Source organism: Lentzea sp. NPDC059081, from assembly GCF_042738015.1.
Classification (GTDB): domain Bacteria; phylum Actinomycetota; class Actinomycetes; order Mycobacteriales; family Pseudonocardiaceae; genus Lentzea.
Window position 1 is genome coordinate 742076 of sequence record NZ_JBHYGW010000001.1, and the last position, 16585, is coordinate 758660.

Consider the following 16585-nt stretch of genomic DNA (forward strand, 5'->3'; position numbering starts at 1 on the left):
GTTGTGACCCACGCTCGGTTGCCGGCCGGTACGACGAACGGAGCGCGATGAAGAAGCGAGCCCTCCCGCACAGCGACATCGAGGTGTCGAGGCTCGGCCTCGGCACCTCGACCTGGGGATTCAGCGGCAGCGACGACGACTCCCTCGCCCAGTTGCGGAGCTACGCCGACGCGGGCGGCACGTTGATCGAGACCGCCAACATCTACGGCCAAGGCGAGTCTGAACGCATCATCGGCCGGGCACTCAGCCGCGAGTTCCGCCGCGACGACTTCGTGATCGCCACCAAAGCGGGCCTCGTGATCGGCAAGCCGCCCACGGTCGACGCGTCGAAGCCGCGCATGCTGGCGGAGCTGGAGAACTCGCTGCGCAACCTCCAGGTCGACCACGTCGACCTGTGGCTCGTGCACATCTGGGACCAGCACGTCCCGATCGAGGAGACGCTGTCGGCGATCGACACGGCGGTCGCCGCGGGCAAGGTGCGAGCTGCCGGCCTCTGCAACTACTCGGGCTGGCAGACCTCACAGGCGGCGACGATCCAGCGGGTTCGAGGCGCCACCCCCATCTCGGCGGTCGAGGTCGAGTACTCCCTCCTGCAACGGGGAATCGACCGCGAGGTGCGCCCCGCCGCCAAGGCCCTCGGCATCGGCGTGCTCCCCTGGGCGCCGCTGGGCAGAGGGGTACTCACGGGCAAGTACCTCCACGGCGTCCCGGACGAGAAGCGCTCCAGCGGTCTCTACCGCTGGTACGTGAGCCAGTACGCCGAGAACCCGGAGCTGGCGGGCATCGTGACCGAGGTCGTCGACTGCGCACGAGAGCTGGGCGCGAGCCCGATCGAGGTGTCGCTCGCCTGGGTGCGCGACCGCCCTGGCGTGTGCGCACCGCTGGTCGGAGCCCGCACCGCTCAGCAGCTCACCGCCTCGCTCTCCTCGGAAGCCCTGGAGCTCCCCGCCGAGATCACCGAACGGCTCGACAAGATCTCGGCCCTGCGCCTGGGATATCCCGAACGAGGGCTCGGGCGCTGAGACGCACCGGACCCGTGAGTCGCCGACCGCGGCCTCGGCCACCGGTTCACGCCGTGCTCGCCTCAGGCCGTCCAGCCGCCGGTTGCCTCGGCGACGGAGATGACCGGGGAGACCGGCGTACCGGCCGGGGCCTGCCACCAGTGGTCCACGGCGGGAATGCCGGGTGGTCGGGATGAGGCGTCGCTCGGCACGCCGCCGCGACCGGCCGGTCGGAACGCCTCGCGGGCCGTGACCCGGTAGCGGGGCGAGGCCGCGGCCCAGGCCAGCTGACCGGCGATGTTCTGTTCCAGCCCGTCCAGGTAGGCCTGGACCTCCGGCGGAGCCCAGCCCCGGACGTCCGCGCTCACCGAACGGCACCGCGCGATGGTGCGATCGCACAGGCGGATCGCCGCCTCCACCGCCGTTTCGGCGCTCACGCCGTACTCCGTGCGGAAGGCGCTGACCAGGTTGAGCCCGTCGTCGTAGGGCAGCAGCATCTCCTTGGCGCAGCTGAACAGATCGTTGTGCCAGTGGATGACCGCCATGGTCATCTCGGTGAGGGCTCGGACTTGGGGATGGCTCCACTGCTCGGCGGACAACGGCAGTTCGCTGCCGATGTCGAGCAGCGTGAGAACGGTCTCACCTCCGCCGGTGCGCTGGCGCAGCAACAGGTACTCGTCGAGACCGGGCTTCGTGCCGCTTGCCCGCCAGGCCGTCTCGACGATGACCGCGGACAGCCAGTCCTGCATGGCCCTGACCCACCTGTCCACCTGCAGGGCGCCGGCCATCGTCCCGATCCGCCGCCGGAGCTCCGCCAGTGCCCGCGAATACGGCTCCTCGGGACCTCCGCCGGTGACGAGCCCTTCGAGCGCCCACTGCATCCGGTAGATCACCGGACTGATCCGCGTCGACGACACGGCGTACTCGTCGCTCTCCAGGAGGTCGTCCAAGGCGAACAACCACATCAGGGTGTCCGAGACGAACTGCACCACTTCTTCGCGGCTGTCCGGCTGACTGCGGGACGAGAGGTCACCGACCGAAACAGAGGCGAGCTCGATGCGATCGACGCTCCCGGATTCCAGAAACGGTGCCATCCAGGCGACGCTCCGCGCACCGATCTCGCGCCAGCGCGGGTGCCGTTTCCCGCCGGGGTACGGGCACCACAGCCGCGTCACCCGGCCAGGGGCCACGGTGTCCATGCCGATCTGCACCTGCCTTCACCGATCCGTCGCGCCGCCGGAACGCGACCGGATCGATTGTCTCCACGCGGCCGAACACAGTAAAGGCAGCCTTTCGGAGCCGTACGGGCGGCCAGGAAACTGTTACTGTGCAGGAATTTCACAGCCGACGAACGGGTTTCCCGGCGAGTCCCGCCAGCCGAGGAGGCTGGAGCCGCGCGGTCTGCACGACGCGTCCCCTCCGGGGGCTCGGAGGACCTTCACCACGGCCGCGCCGGAAGTCGGATGCGAAGCCGGTGATCCGACAGGGCCGGGCCCGCAGCGCTGACCTCGGCCACCATCTCAAGCGGCACGGCACTCACCCGCGCACTGCTTTCGCGGGTATCCGTCCCGACGTGCCGCGGCACGCCACTAGGCCAGCCGGTCGAGCTCCACCTCCACCCGCTCGCGTTCCGCCAGGTAGACCGGTCCCTCGAACAGGTCCCTGGCGAACAGCAGGCATTCGCGGGCGAGCCCCTGCTCCCCCGCCTCCCGCCACGCGACGCCTTCGTAGACCGCCTGCTCCGCCTCGTGGTAGCCGATCTGGTTCGCCGTGGTCAACGCACGGGCCTCGCGGTGCCTCGCCGCGGCCTCCCGCCACCGCCCCAGTCTGGCGAGGCAGATGCCGATGTTCTCCAGCAGCAGCATCCGGACCCACCGCTCCATCTCGGGATTGGTCTCTCCCCTGTGGTCGTCCATCTCGGCCAGCAACGCCTGGTGGATGTCGAGCGCCTCGTCGGACCGGCCGGCTACCCGCAACGCGACTCCCAGCGCGTTGCGGTTCGTGAACTGGACGTCGAAGAAGGCGAAACCCATCGCCAGGTCCTGCGCCCTGCGGGTGTGCGCCATCCCTTCCTCGCCCCTGCCGAGCCGCATCAGCTCGATCCCGATGAAACAGTGGGCGACGGCCTGGCCGTGTTCGTCGCCGATCTCCTCTGCCAGCGCAAGCGCCACCGTGTGCGTCGCCAAGCCCACCTCGTTCTCGTTGCGGCACATGTACTGGGCCCATCCGAGCTCGTTGAGCATCTCGACCTCGGCCTGCCGGTCCCCCAGTGCGCGCGCGGCGTCCAGCCCGAGCTGGTTGACCTCGTCCCAGCGACACTCCAGTTCCCGGCTGTCCGCGTACCAGTGCATCGACCGGGCGAGCCGCAGCACCTCGCGGTGCCACCCGAGCGCGGCCGCGTCGCGTTGTGCGGCCGCCCAGTTCTTCTCCTCACGTTCGAGCCAGTCCCTCGCCGCTTCCCGCGTCGGGAAACGGGAGTCCGCCGGCACCTCCACCACGTCCGGGAAGAAGAGGCCACCGGCCTCGATGGCCACCTCGATCAGGTGGGACAGCACCTGATCGCGGAGCCGGTCCCGCACCTCCTGCGGCTCCTCGGTCTCCAGGCGTTCGCGGGCGAAGATCCTGATGAGGTCGTGGAAGCGCAGCGAGCCGCCGCCGACGGGGGTCAGCAGCGACACCTCGACGAGTTCGGCGAGCGCGGCCTCCGCCTCGTTCTCCGGCACACCCGCCGCCACCGCGGCGAGCTCTCTGCCGAAATCGGCCCTGGGAACCGCGGCGACCCTGCGGAAGGTCTTGCGCGCGCGTGGGGACAGCCGCTGGAACGACATCTCGAAGACCGAGCGCACCTGCAGGTCGCCGGCGGCGAGCGCGTCCAGCCGCAGGTGCTCGTCCCGCAGCTGCCGGACGAGATAGCCCAGAGACCAGTGCGGCCGTGTCGCCAGCCGGTTGCCCGCGATCCGCACGGCCAGCGGAAGGTCCCCGCACAGCGAGACCAGCTCTCGCGCCGCCTCCTCGTCGGCTCGCACCACCTCGTCGCCGACGATGCCGCGCAGCAGGTCCATCGCCCCGCTCGAGGACAGCGGGCCGAGCAGCAGGGTCGACGCCTCGAGGTCCGCGAGCACACGCCGGCTCGTCACGAGCGTCAGGCAACCACGTCCAGCGGGCAACAACGGCCGGATCTGCTCCAGGTCGAGCGCGTTGTCCAGGAGCAGCAGCACACGCCGGTCACGCGTCAGGAGCCGGTACAGCTCGCCGCGACCGGGCTCGTCCTCGGGGATGCGCTCCTGGGGCGTTCCGAGCGCGACCAGCAGTCGCTGCAGGGCGGACCGGGTCGACATCGGCCGGTCGTCTCCCGCTCGCAGGTCGAGCGCGAGGCAGCCGTCCGGGTAGCTCTCCCCCAGCAGGCGCACCGCCGCGACCGCGAGCGACGTCTTCCCGATACCGGGAGGACCGACCACGACGAAGACGTCGCCCGCCGGCCGGGACACGCGCTCCCGCAGCTTCTCCAGTTCCTGCTCCCTGCCGACCAGATCGCCGACCACCGGCAGCGAGTACAGCATCGTCGGATCGATCGGCTTGGTCACGCGTTTGCGGCTCTCCTGCGCCAGGAGGAGGAACAGCCACCGCTCGTCGCCGAGCAGCCCGAGCGCGTCGGCGAGCAGCTCGCTCGAACGCTCCTGGGCGGAGCTCGCCCGTCCGCGTTCCAGGTCCCGCAGGGCGCGGACGCTCATGCCCGACTTCCGCGCGAGGTCGGCTTGCGAGAGGCCGGCCGCACGCCGGTACCGCAGCAAGGCCTCGCCGAACGCGGAGATCATGAAGTCGGATTCCACCACGGGGAACATTCAACCGGCAGCTTTTCCGGAACGAGAACTGCCGGTCGGCCTCGGTCAGCCTTCCCACACCCCATGCATCTGCGCATGAAAATCCCCTACCAGGAACTTTGACCCACCACCCCGGTTCGGCGGAGTGACAGTCGAACTACCCGAACGGAGTAATCATCTGCACAATGAGACAAATCTGTTCGCCTATCGAGGCAACGCACATTCATCCGAACGGTCGATGTCGAGAACCGATCTTTTGTGACTCGCCACTTCCGCCCCGATCTGGACAACAGCAGCGGTCGCTACCCTCTGGATTCGCACGCGCTCGCGGCGCAACCGGGCACCGGCGCATAGTTCGAGGTCACGACCCCGCAGGTCGCCTCGGCGTGCATCGGCGACCCATACGGCCGTTCCGCCACTTGGAACGCTCCGGCTTCTCGTCCTTCCGCCCGGGCTACCGTCTCGCGTTACCGCAGCCGCGCACCTGAAAGCACCACTCTCGTCACGAGCTCGACGACACCCGTCCATCGCCCTCGATTCCTGATGAAGATCGCGAGCGAAGGGGTGGCACTTCCGTCGCCGCATTCAAGGCACACCGCGTGAACGGCGTCGACCGTCGCCGCGGACACGTCCCGACATGGAAGTTTGTGATGGTGACATGACGACTTCAGGCCCGGTCCCCGACGTACTCGGCAAACTCAGCCTGCGGGACCTGATGATCGACCCCTACGGCACGCTCGGCGCCATCCAGGAGTCGTGCCCCGCTCTCCCCGTGGAGAGCGTCGGCTACCGGATGTGGGTGATCACGAGACACGAGGACGTCCGCCGGGTGCTGGCCGACCCGACCGTCCTGCGCGACGTGGTCGAGTACCGACGTGAGATCAACGCAGGCTGCATGGTCCGCCCCATGCGCAGAGCCCACCTGCCACACGCCTCGCGGCGGAGCTTCTTCGACCGCGACGGGGAAAACCACCACAGGCTACGCTCGCTGGTCGGAGGCTTCTTCACCCCGGTGCGGCTGAACGAGGTGCGACCGCGGGTCGAACAGGTCGTGCGGGACGTGCTCGACGCGCTTCCCACCGGCGAACCCGTGGATCTCGTCTCCCGGTTCGCCATGCCGATCTCGGGCACGGTGTGCCTGGAGATGCTCGGGATCCCCGTCGAGGACCGCGACCTGCTGGGCACCCTGTCCAGGGGCATGATCAGCTCGCTCGACATCGACGAGATCGAGCGGTCCGCGCAGGGGCTGTTCGACTACGCGAAGGCGCTCATCCCCGTGAAGCGGGCCAGTTCCGAGGACGACCTGTGCTCGAGCCTGCTCCAGGCGCACGACAACGGCCAGATGACCGAGGACGAACTGGCCTCCACCTACCTCCTGATGATCATCACCAGTTTCGAGCCGGCGAGCGCGATCGGCAGCGGCGCACTGGCGCTCATCAGTCACCCGAACCAGCTGGCCACCCTCGTCGCGGACCCTCGGCTCTTCGACTCCTGCGTCGACGAGGTGGTGCGGTACGAGTCCCCGTTCCGGTTCCTGCCTCCGCGCTACACCTCGGCTGCGCTGGAGGTCGGCGGTGTGACCATTCCGGCGGGTGAGCTCCTGCTGGTGTCTCCCGGCGCGGCGAACCGCGACCCGGCGTGGTTCCCCGCGCCCGAGGTCTTCGAGGTGACCAGGGACACGGTCGGCCACCTGGGTTTCGGGCACGGTGCCCACCGGTGCGTCGGCGCGGCGCTGGGCCGGATGCAGACCTCGACGGCCCTCCGGGCGCTGTTCGAGCGGTACCCGGAAGTCCGTCTTGCCGCACCGTCCGAACGCATCCGTTGGCAGCCGGGGAAGTTCATGCGCAGGCTCCAGGAACTCGCGGTCGTCTTGAGCGATCAGTGAGGAGAGGCCTCCGTCAGCCTGCCTCGACACCGGCGGAAGGAGACCGCGGCAGCGTTCCTCTGTGGACACACGGGGAACGCTGCCGCGGCAGGAAGATCGCCGTCGCCGCGGGCCGCCGCTCCCTTGTGCAGCACCAAGGTGAAGACTCGGAGAACCCCGCGAGTCCATTGACGGACAGCGGCCGGATGAGCCCGGAACGCCTGGCAGTATCGACACGAATTCCGTCAAGGAGGCTTCGTGTCCGATCTCATCGTCGTGGACACCGACCGGGTGAACAACCTCAGCAGAGAGTTCTGCACTCAGTCCGCCGAGCTGAACGACCGCATCGCACGGTTTCGCGCCGAGACCGCGCCGGGACGTGGTTCCTACGGGAACACCTCCGACGCCACCACAGCCGAGAGCGAGTACGTCCGCACCCTGCAGCAGGCCCTGCGGGAGATCGACCGGCTCCAGCACGACTTCCAGGAAGTGGCGGTCCTGCTCGCCGACCAGGCCGGGGCGTGGACGGAGAACGAGCAGGGCGCGGCGTTCCTCGCGAGCTCGGTGCACGGCACCCGGCCGTGAGCGCGGACGCCCTGACGTCCGCCGGGCTCGTCGATCCGGGAGGCGACCCCCGCGAACTCGCCCACCACGCCCAGTCCTGGGCCGATCTGTCGCGGTACCTCGACGAGCTGGGCACCCGCGTCATGACGCTGGGCAAGCCCGACGACCGCTGGCAGGGTTCCGCCGCCGACGCGTTCTCCCGATCGGTGGCACAGCTGTCGAAGCAGGCGGAAAAGACCGCCGCGGCGGCGGCTGAGATGGCGGCGGCACAACGCGAACACGCCGTCGTCCACCAGTCCGCACGAGAGATCATCATCGAGCTGTCGGTCCAGATCGCCGCGATGCTCGCGTTCTACGCGGCGGCAGCGGCGTTTCCCGCCCTGCTCTCGTGGGCGCAGGCCTGGCTGAGCTATCTCGTCAGCACGGGAGCGTCGGTGCTGCGCGTGCTGGCGTCCGCCCTGCAGAAACTCGTCCAGGTGATGGTGCGCACGCGCACCTTGTTGCAGTGGACCAAAGACCTCTCCGTCGTGACCTCACGAGGACGGATCGGTTACGGCAACGCGGTGGTCGAGGGGGCTCGCGACTTCACCGTCGAGGCGTCCGCCCACCTCGTCTCGCAAGGAATCCAGGGCAACCCGATCGATCCCGCGAAGCTGTTCGTCAACGCGGCGATCGGCGGTGGCGTCGGTGCGATCGCGGGCTTGGTCGAGAAGAGCGGCGTGACGAAGGCGCTCGGCGGGCTGGACGGCGCACGAGCCGGTTCGCACGAACGTCCAGGGTTCGAGACTTTCGAGAACCAGGCTCGCCGAGCGGTCGGCGGCACCGGCCGCGCACAGGTTCCGCCCCGCGTGCCGTCCGCCGCGGACGAGGCGATCGACGTCCTCCTCACGTCACACGCGAGAGCCGGCGAGGTCGGGGTTCGAGGCACGCGCGCCGAGGCGGTCTCCCTGGCCCGGGCCGTGGAGGTGACCACCGCCCGGCACGCTGATGCCGCCGGCGGCCACGCCAGTGCGGTGCACAGGGCGCAGCAGGCTGGAGACCAGGTCGTCGACACCGAGGCCCTGCTCCACCGGCGGATCGACGAGCTGCACCAGGCACGCGCGGACCTGTCCGCCGCCGAGAGCACCTTGAGCGTCTTCCGCGACTCCGGCATGCCCGGTTCCTGGGCCGAGGAGGCGACCCGCGCGGTGACCGAGGGCAGAGTCGCCTACGCGCACGCGGCCGAGAGAGCGGGCGACACGCGCGAGCTGGTGAACCGGGCAAGGGAGGGCCTCGCCACAGCCGAGGAGTCGGTGCGCAGGAGCACCGGGGAACTGGCTGCGGCCGAAGCCGCTGCCGGCACGGCTCGCGCCAGACTGGCCGCGCACGGGGAACTGGTCGCGGCGCGCGAGATGGTCCAGCAGAGCACCACGTTGCCCGAACGCCTCTCCGCGGCGCGAAACGCCGGCGTCTGGACGGACACCTTCGGGACACCGACCCCCTGGCGGGAGTCGCTCCTCTACGACGCTCCCAAAGACGGGCTCAAAGGCATGGCGACCGGTGCCGGCAAGGGCACCGTCGACGTGAGCGAGGGCAAGAGCTCCCCCGACGACATCTGGAAGCGCGCACTGCTGGGCGGCGCCGGAGGTGCGGCGCGAGGAGTGGTGAACTCGTCCGTGCGCAACGTCGCTCTTCCGTCCGGCGGAGTCGCCGAGACCACCTGGAAGACCGGCAGCCGGACGCTCGACGACTACGTGCAACGCAAGATCAGGCACCAGGGATCGCGCCCAGGATGACGATCTGAAGCCTTGGGCGACAGGAGTTCCACTCCCGTCGGCGCACTCCGTCAGCTGACTCGGAGGTAGTTGCGGAACTCGCACGAGTCAGAGGTCTTCGCCCGCGGCACGAGCACGGCGCAGGTGAGGCGAGCGGTGCAGGTACGCCTGCCCTGGTCGTCGGTGATGACGACGTCGAACGAGGACGACGTGCGTCCGATGTGCACCGGCGTGCACACGGCGGTCACCCGGCCCGACAGCGCGGGACGGTGGTGCGAGCACGACAGCTCCTGACCCGCGATGCCGTGACCGCGGGAGTTCAGGAACGCCGCCACCGAACCGACGGACTCCGCGAGCACGGCGTTCGCCCCGCCGTGCAGCAGCCCGAACGGCTGCAGGTTGCCGGCGACCGGCATGGTCGCCACGACGAGCTCGGGAGACTGCAGCTCGAAGACGATTCCCATCTTCGCGGCGAGCTGCTGGTCAAGGATTCCGCGCTCCGCGGCAGCCGGGTCACCGACCGCGTCATTGCTTTTCGTGATCATGCTTTCGCGCATTGTTCCTCCCGATTTCTCGCCGCGACCGCTTTCACTACTCCTAAGACGTGGCGGACCCGGGGAAGGTTCATCTCGGGAACGTGACGAACATTACGATCCGTGTCAAACAAACAGGAGGACAGCGTTGTCAGAGCGCGGTGGAGCAGTTTTTGACACCGCCGCCCTCCGGTGGACCGACCTATTCTCGGAAGAACGAAACGGGCGCCGGTGCACGCGCAGGACAAAAACCGGCTTCACCGACCGGAATCAGCGCGCTCCACGTCGTCGACGTTCGAGAGAAACGCCGCGATCGTCTCGAGATCGCGTTTGCCCAGCCGGAAGCCACCGCGCGGGCCGAGGATCATGACCTGCTCGTCGACGGAGCGGAGCACGGTCACCCGCACCAGGCGTCCGCAGGCGTCAGGGCAGGTGAGGGTGACTTGACGTGGCGACATCGCACGTACCTCCCACTCCGGACCGCCCCAGGTCACCGGGCAGTGGCCCAGGCCTTCCGGGCGACTGCGCCGGCCGACCCACCTCGTCGGCACCGGACTCTCCGACGATCACGTCCCGGCAGCTCCCTTCGCGCGTCACCCGTCCAGTAGCCGCCCGGACTCCGCTCAACACCAGCCGCAGCAGGCGTTTGAGCCTGTTCGTACAGCCGGGAGTGCCCTTGAGTTCGTTCACGCAGAGCGCCGGACGATGAAAGGCGGGACCGGGGACCACCAGTGGTGTTTCCCGGCCCGCCACCGACACCACCCGTGCGCGGCGACGGGTGAGCGGCCGGCTACCGGCTGCGCCGCGCCGTGGGCAGGATCTCGCACCGGGCATGAACGTTGTGGTCGTCATTGCGATCTCCCGGGCCGGCCACCTGGGGAACGACACCGACGAAGATCGTGCACAGGGCGCTGCGCACGGGACACGACACCGCGGTCGGAGCGGTTTCGCGGAGAACGGAACCTTTCCCCTGTCGTCTCCTCTGCCCGATTGAACGGCGAATCAGCCCCGAAGATGCAAAGAAGCGCTATGCGGGTTTTGACAACGTCATCTTTCCGCGAACCGCTCGTACGCTCGCCAGCATGACGAGAACCCTGGTGGTCGAGGACGACCCGGTCGTCCAGTCCGCACTGGTGCACACCCTGCAGGATCTCGGGCACGACGTTCGCGCGGTCTCCACCGCCGGCGCGGCGCTGTACGAGGCGGAGGTCGGAGAGGTGGACCTCGTCCTGTTCGACCTGGGGCTGCCGGATCTCGACGGCGTGATCGCGTTGCGGCGGTTGCGGAACTTCAGTTCGGTACCGGTGATCGTGTCGACGGCTCGTTCCGCCGAGTCCTCGCTCCTCGACGCGTTCGAGGCGGGTGCGGACGACTACATCGTCAAACCGTTCTCCCGCAAGCACCTCGCCGCGAGGGTGAACGCGGTGCTGCGGCGCACCGGTGACCGTCCGGCGGCCACCGCGCCCGACGTGTTCACGGTGGGCGAGAACCTCGAAGTCGACCTGGGCACGCGGTCGGTGAAGCTGAACGGAACGACGCTGTCCCTGACGAAACGCGAGTTCGACCTCCTCGCCTACCTGGCGGGCCGGCAGGGCAGGGTCGTCACCCGGCGCGAGCTGTTCCGCGAGGTGTGGGACCAGTCGGAGATCACCGACAAGACGGTGGACGTGCACACGTCGTGGTTGCGGCGCAAGCTCGGCGAGACCGCCGCGGCACCCCGGTATCTGCACACCGTGCGCGGCGTGGGGCTCAAGCTCGTGGCACCGGACCGGTGAGAGGGACCGGACAGCACGCACGCGCCTCCTCAGTGGCACACGACCGCCTAGCCGGTGATCGCGGCCGCGCACCACCCGGATCAGAGGCGCCTGACCCGAGCCGCGTCCGAGCGAACACGCGGGCGATAAGCAGCTCGACGGGGAACGGCTTGACCACGAAGTCGTCGGAGCCGCAGTCGAGCGCCCGCACCACCAGGTCGTCGTCCCTGCCGGAACGTCGTGGCAATGATCGGCACGCGCGTGAGGCCGTGACCGCGCACCCCTTCGACCGCGAGCAGGTCGCGATCGAGGACCACCAGCTCGCAGGGCGCTTTCCAGCAGTAGCGCCGAACCCGTGATTCCATTTACCAGAGCTTTTCGATTTATGCACCCCCTCGCCGCAGAACGTGATTCTACTCATGTCCTGAACGTCTTCGCGGTGGACGCTCCCGAAGCCTCCGTGCACTTTCGTACAGAGAAGTCTGCACCACCAGGACGCCGCTGGAAAACCAGCAGGGCACCATCTAATCTCACTGCGATCACGGACCGTTTATTTCACGTTCGGAGATATTTTGCCAGCGTCACGAAGAACGATCGCACTTCCAGTTTTTTCGTTGTTTGCCGTCTTCACGATCACCGGCTGCGGCAACGAGGTCAATCATTCCCCGATAATGGAGCACAGTGCGGACAGTCACCTCAGCGTCGGGATCACGTTCGACCAGCCAGGCGTGGGACAGCGCCTGGCCGACGACACCGTGCGCGGGTTCGACGTCGACGTCGCGAAATACATCGCACAGCAGTTGAAGGTGCCGGAGAACGCGATCGTCTGGAAGCAGGTGTCCCTCGCCGACCGCGAGGTCGCGATCGAACGGGGCGAGGTGGACTTCATCGCCGCCGCCTACTCCATCACCGCCAAACGCCAGGAACGGGTCGCGTTCGCCGGCCCCTACTACATCGCCACCCAGGACCTGCTCGTGCGGCAGGAGGAGAAGTCGATCCACGGTCCGAGCGACCTGGCCTCCCGGCGGCTCTGCAGCGTGAAAGGCACCACCTCGGCCGAACGAGTGCGCCAGCAGTACGCGAGCAAGGTCGAACTGATCGAGTACCCGCAGTTCGACATGTGCGTGACCGCGTTGCTCGCGGCGCAGGTCGACGCGGTCACGACCGACGACCTGATCCTGGCCGGCTACCTGGCGAAGAATCCCGAGCTCCTGCGGCTCGTCGGGAGCAAGTTCGGCGAGGAGCGGTACGGCATCGGCCTGCGCAAGGGGGACGAGGAGGGCAGGAGGCGCGTCAACGAGGCGATTCAGCTGATGATCTCGTCGGGTGCGTGGAAAGCCGCACTGGGCAGGAACTTCCCGGACCAGGAGTTCCAGCCGAGCCCGCCGCCCGTGGTAGGGCAGGGATGAGCTCGTCGACGAGGAGGAAGAACTCCGCCGGCCGTAGCGCTCGTCTGGCCGCGGTGAGCGCGCTGGGACGGCGCCATCCGATCGCGGTGCTCTGCGCCGGCGCCGCGCTCATCCCCATCGGTTTCGGGCTCGTGGCCGTGAGCGCCTCGCCCGGCACCGAACCCGGCTCCGGTTCCCCTCACGCCCTGCCGGAGGTCCCGGGGATCACCGTCCCCTCCGTCGTGTCGCAGACCACCTCGGCAGAACCGGTCGCCTCCTCCGCTCCTCCGTCGAGCAGCGCCCCGCGGAGCCCCGTGACCCCTTCGACGACGCGCAAGCCGACGGCACCGGCGCCCACGGCACCTCCTGTTCCACCAGCGCCGGTCGTCACCAGCGACTCGCCCGGCACGTCGACGCCGACGACTACGACCTTGACGCCTTCCGCGTCCAGTGTCCCCAGTGCGCCTCCGAGCAGTTCGGCTCCGCCTGCGCTGGACAGCGCCGGCGGTTGAGCCGCGTGGCTCCAGTTCTTCGCCGTCTCGGCTCAACCAGGCATTAAAGCAGGGTTAACGTTTTCTCAACGGATGACAGCACGGGCAACAGACCCGTGTCCGGCAGACACTCGTGCCCCACTTTCCTTAACTTGCAAGCGTTCTCCGGCTGCAATGGTGTCGACGACGTTTCGTGGGAGGACCGCACGTGACCACTGCTACCCCGCTGGATCCGGTTCTGCGCCAGGGCACCGGCCTGGCTTCGTCGTTGCGGCGTGCACTCGCCACGCTCGCGCGCACGCCACATCTGCTCGTGGCATGCGACTACGACGGCACGATCGCGCCCATTGTGGACGATCCCGCGAAGGCTTCCCCGCTGACAGAAGCCGTGGTGGCACTGCGTTCCCTCGCGGGTCTGCACGAGACGACCTCGGCCGTCATCTCCGGCCGTGCGCTGCGTGATCTCGCGACGTTGTCCCGGTTGCCGGCCGAGGTGCACCTGGTCGGATCGCACGGTTCCGAGTTCGACATCGGTTTCGTGCACGCCTTGGACGAGGATGCGCGCGCGACGCTCTCCCAGCTCCACCGGGAGGCGGCCGAGGTGGCGGGCGCGTCACCCGGAGTCCACTTGGAGCTGAAGCCGGCGAGCATCGCCGTCCACTACCGGAACTGCGACGAATCTGTTGCCGCACAGGTGTTGCAAGTTCTCCGCACCGGAATGTGCTCGCGTGCAGGCGTGCACGTCACCGAGGGCAAGTACGTGCTGGAGATCGCCGTGCTGCCGACCGACAAGGGGAACGCCCTCGACGTCCTGCGCCACCAGGTCGGTGCCACCGCGGCGATCTTCCTGGGCGACGACGTGACGGACGAGAAGGCGTTCGCGCGCCTGTCCGGCCCGGACGTCGGCATCCACGTCGGCACCGGAGACTCCCTGGCGAGCCATCGCGTCTCCGACCCGACCGAGGTGGCGATGGCGCTCGCGTTCCTGCTGGAGGAGCGCAGGGCGTGGCTGCACGGCGACCAGGCCGTGCCGATCGAGCGCCTGACGATGCTCGCGAACGAGCGTTCGGTGGCGCTGGTGACGCCGGACGCCAAGGTCAACTGGCTGTGCCACCCCGAGCCCGACTCGGCGGCGATCTTCGCCGACCTGCTCGGCGGACCGGCCGCCGGCCACTTCTCGATCAAGCCGCAGCACGGGTCGCTGCCGCTGGGCCAGCGCTACCTGCCGGGCACGATGATCGTGGAGACCCGCTGGTCGCGCCTGCTGGTGACGGACTACCTGGAGCACGATCTGGCGTCGCACCGCACCGACCTGGTGCGGCGGATCTCCGGCTCGACGAACGCGGTGATCACGTTCGCGCCGCGCCCGGAGTTCGGTCAGGTGCCGGTGCGACTGCTGCGTGAGCACGAAGGTCTGCGGGTCGTCGGCACGTCGGACCCGATGGTGCTGCGCTCGCCCGGCGTCGACTGGGAGATCAGCTCCGACGGCGCGCAGGAGACGGCCCGTGCCGTCGTGCGGCCGCGCGAGGGTGCGCCGGTGCTGCTGGAGCTGCGCTGCGGCACGGACGACCTCACCGAGTCCGATGTGGACGAACCATCGCGGCACATGCGGGCGGCCGCGCACTGGTCCGACTGGGCAGCCGGTCTGGAGCTCCCCGCCGTGGAGACCGACCTGGTGCGGAGATCGGCGTTGACGTTGCGCGGCCTGGTGCACGCGCCGTCCGGCTCGATCATGGCGGCGGCCACGACCTCGCTGCCCGAGGAGCTCGGCGGTGTCCGCAACTGGGACTACCGCTTCTGCTGGCTGCGTGACGCGGCCATGACCGCTTCGGCGCTGGTCTCGCTGGGATCGTTCGCGGAGGCCGAGGGGTACCTGACGTGGCTCCACGGCGTGCTGAACACCGTGCCCGGCCCCGAGAACCTGCATCCGCTGTACACGCTGCACGGCACCCAGCTCGGCGCTGAGGCCGTCATCGAGTCGCTGCCCGGCTACGCGGGTTCACGCCCGGTGCGCGTGGGCAACCTCGCGAACCAGCAGGTGCAGCTCGACGTGTTCGGCCCGGTCGTGGAAGTCGTGGTTTCCCTTGCCACCGCCAGAGATTCTCTGTCGGACGCGGACTGGACGATGGTCCAAGCGATGGCCGAGGCCGTCTCCCGGCGCTGGCACGAACCAGACCACGGCATCTGGGAGGAACGGCACGCGCCGCGCCACCACGTGTACTCGAAGGTCATGTGCTGGCTGACCATCGACCGCGCCATCAAGCTCGGCGAGCAGTTCGACCGCGAGCCGGACCCGTCCTGGGTCCCGCTGCGCGACACCATCTCCACCGACGTGCTCGAGAACGGCTGGAGTGATGTGGCGCAGTCCTTCACCACCGCCTACGACGGCGACGACCTGGACGCCGCGTCGCTGTTCGTCGGCCTGTCCGGTCTGCTCGAGCCCGGCGACGAACGGTTCCACGCCACGGTGACCGCGGTGGAGGCCGAGCTCCGCTCCGGCAGCACGGTGTACCGCTACCGCCGCGACGACGGCCTGCCGGGCGACGAGGGCGGCTTCCACCTCTGCGCCGCCTGGATGATCGAGGCCTACCTGCTCACCGACCGCCGCACCGAGGCCGAGGAGCTCTTCGGCCAGATCGTCGCGGCCGCGGGCCCCACCGGCCTGCTGCCCGAGGAGTACGACCCGGTCACCGAGCGCTCGCTGGGCAACCACCCGCAGGCGTACTCGCACCTGGGCCTGATCCGCTGCGCCCAGCTCCTGTCGGACTGAGCGCGGCAGCGGGTCGAGCAGGCCGAGCCGGACCGATCTCCAGTGAGGTGACGATGAACTCCCCTCTCGCGGATCCCGCCGCGGTGAAGAACCCTCTCGACCGCCTCACCGCCGCGGCCGACCACTACCGGCGGACGTTCGGCTGGAACACCGAGGTCCGCGGTCAGAACGTGCTCGCCACGCTGAGCGGTTCGCTCGGAGCGGTGGTCATGTCCGTGGCGCGCGTGCGCCAGGTGCACCGCCGGATCGCGAACCTGGACGAGCCCTGTCCCACCATCGTGATCCCCGGTGACAGGAGCCTGACCTGGGTGGTGCTCGCCGACCTCGGTGACCGCCTGCCGGGTGACGCGGTTCCACCCGGACTGCGCGTGCTGCCGATGTTCACCAGACTGCCGCTACCACCGTCCGCTCTGGACGCCGGGGTGGTGCGCTGGCACACCGAGCTCGACCCCGGCCGGCGCTGGCTGCCCTCGATGGCGACCGTCCTCGCCGCCGGGGCGCCGCGAGTGGACGCCGACCCCCGGTGTCCCAGGCCGGCGCGGCATCCGGGACCGCGCGGCCGAGTCCCCCTCCGCCCTTTCCCAGGTGCCACTGGGGAAGCGCGAACGGCCTGGTGACCGAGCGGTGGCGCCGAGCCCGCACTCA

Annotated in this window: 14 protein-coding genes; 9 read left to right on the forward strand and 5 right to left on the reverse strand. The window is 69.2% G+C overall.

Features of this window, described 5'->3' with window-relative positions:
- Nucleotides 1-47 precede the first annotated feature (47 nt).
- Nucleotides 48-1022: an aldo/keto reductase gene (locus ACFWV3_RS03355; RefSeq protein WP_382407700.1), complete on the forward strand. Its 975-nt coding sequence runs from the start codon at nucleotides 48-50 to the stop codon at nucleotides 1020-1022.
- A 62-nt stretch (nucleotides 1023-1084) separates the two neighbouring features.
- On the opposite strand, the gene ACFWV3_RS03360 is transcribed toward ACFWV3_RS03355, so the two are convergent.
- Entirely contained in the window at nucleotides 1085-2200 is a 1116-nt protein-coding gene (locus ACFWV3_RS03360) for a hypothetical protein (protein ID WP_382407702.1), read from the reverse strand.
- A gap of 390 nt (nucleotides 2201-2590) precedes the next feature.
- Nucleotides 2591-4834, reverse strand: a complete 2244-nt coding sequence (locus ACFWV3_RS03365) for an NB-ARC domain-containing protein (protein WP_382407704.1) — start codon at nucleotides 4832-4834, stop codon at nucleotides 2591-2593.
- A 646-nt stretch (nucleotides 4835-5480) separates the two neighbouring features.
- On the opposite strand from ACFWV3_RS03365, the gene ACFWV3_RS03370 reads away from it, so the two are divergent.
- From ACFWV3_RS03370 to ACFWV3_RS03380, 3 genes are all read left to right on the forward strand, one after another.
- A complete protein-coding gene (locus ACFWV3_RS03370; RefSeq protein ID WP_382407706.1) occupies nucleotides 5481-6707 on the forward strand; it encodes a cytochrome P450 in 1227 nt (408 codons plus the stop codon).
- Between the two features lie 237 nt (nucleotides 6708-6944).
- On the forward strand, nucleotides 6945-7271 hold the full coding sequence (locus ACFWV3_RS03375; RefSeq protein WP_382407708.1) for a hypothetical protein: 327 nt from the start codon (nucleotides 6945-6947) through the stop codon (nucleotides 7269-7271).
- Entirely contained in the window at nucleotides 7268-9025 is a 1758-nt protein-coding gene (locus tag ACFWV3_RS03380) for a hypothetical protein (RefSeq protein ID WP_382407710.1), read from the forward strand. The genes ACFWV3_RS03375 and ACFWV3_RS03380 overlap by 4 nt, the downstream gene beginning before the upstream one ends.
- Nucleotides 9026-9075: 50 nt before the next feature.
- Here ACFWV3_RS03380 and ACFWV3_RS03385 read toward each other — a convergent pair whose 3' ends face one another.
- Complete coding sequence (locus ACFWV3_RS03385) at nucleotides 9076-9549, reverse strand: hotdog fold thioesterase (protein ID WP_382407712.1); 474 nt, start codon at nucleotides 9547-9549, stop codon at nucleotides 9076-9078.
- 245 nt (nucleotides 9550-9794) lie between these two features.
- A complete protein-coding gene (locus tag ACFWV3_RS03390) occupies nucleotides 9795-9944 on the reverse strand; it encodes a hypothetical protein (protein WP_382407714.1) in 150 nt (49 codons plus the stop codon).
- A 675-nt stretch (nucleotides 9945-10619) separates the two neighbouring features.
- Here ACFWV3_RS03390 and ACFWV3_RS03395 point away from each other — a divergent pair.
- The 3 genes from ACFWV3_RS03395 (at nucleotide 10620) to ACFWV3_RS03405 (ending at nucleotide 12700) form a co-directional block, all read left to right on the forward strand.
- Nucleotides 10620-11312, forward strand: coding sequence for a response regulator transcription factor (locus ACFWV3_RS03395; protein WP_382407716.1), 693 nt, complete (start codon nucleotides 10620-10622; stop codon nucleotides 11310-11312).
- Between the two features lie 149 nt (nucleotides 11313-11461).
- Nucleotides 11462-11650 carry a hypothetical protein gene (locus tag ACFWV3_RS03400; RefSeq protein ID WP_382407718.1) on the forward strand — a complete coding sequence of 63 codons (189 nt, stop codon included), beginning with the start codon at nucleotides 11462-11464 and terminating at the stop codon, nucleotides 11648-11650.
- A 255-nt stretch (nucleotides 11651-11905) separates the two neighbouring features.
- Nucleotides 11906-12700, forward strand: coding sequence for a glutamate ABC transporter substrate-binding protein (locus ACFWV3_RS03405; protein ID WP_382407720.1), 795 nt, complete (start codon nucleotides 11906-11908; stop codon nucleotides 12698-12700).
- Nucleotides 12701-12878: 178 nt separating this feature from the next.
- On the opposite strand, the gene ACFWV3_RS03410 is transcribed toward ACFWV3_RS03405, so the two are convergent.
- Nucleotides 12879-13037 (reverse strand): hypothetical protein, encoded by a 159-nt coding sequence (locus ACFWV3_RS03410; protein ID WP_382407722.1) that lies wholly within the window; start codon nucleotides 13035-13037, stop codon nucleotides 12879-12881.
- Between the two features lie 341 nt (nucleotides 13038-13378).
- Here ACFWV3_RS03410 and otsB point away from each other — a divergent pair, with 341 nt between their 5' ends.
- Nucleotides 13379-15940: a trehalose-phosphatase gene (otsB, locus tag ACFWV3_RS03415; protein ID WP_382407724.1), complete on the forward strand. Its 2562-nt coding sequence runs from the start codon at nucleotides 13379-13381 to the stop codon at nucleotides 15938-15940.
- A gap of 53 nt (nucleotides 15941-15993) precedes the next feature.
- Nucleotides 15994-16557 (forward strand): hypothetical protein, encoded by a 564-nt coding sequence (locus ACFWV3_RS03420; protein WP_382407726.1) that lies wholly within the window; start codon nucleotides 15994-15996, stop codon nucleotides 16555-16557.
- Nucleotides 16558-16585: the final 28 nt, after the last annotated feature.

Coding starts and splice junctions, on each gene's coding strand:
- ACFWV3_RS03420 (WP_382407726.1), top strand. CDS start 15,994: ATGAACTCCCCTCTCGCGGATCCCGCCGCGGTGAAGAACCCTCTCGAC.
- ACFWV3_RS03395 (WP_382407716.1), top strand. CDS start 10,620: ATGACGAGAACCCTGGTGGTCGAGGACGACCCGGTCGTCCAGTCCGCA.
- ACFWV3_RS03355 (WP_382407700.1), top strand. CDS start 48: ATGAAGAAGCGAGCCCTCCCGCACAGCGACATCGAGGTGTCGAGGCTC.
- ACFWV3_RS03370 (WP_382407706.1), top strand. CDS start 5,481: ATGACGACTTCAGGCCCGGTCCCCGACGTACTCGGCAAACTCAGCCTG.
- ACFWV3_RS03385 (WP_382407712.1), bottom strand. CDS start 9,549: ATGATCACGAAAAGCAATGACGCGGTCGGTGACCCGGCTGCCGCGGAG.
- ACFWV3_RS03360 (WP_382407702.1), bottom strand. CDS start 2,200: ATGGACACCGTGGCCCCTGGCCGGGTGACGCGGCTGTGGTGCCCGTAC.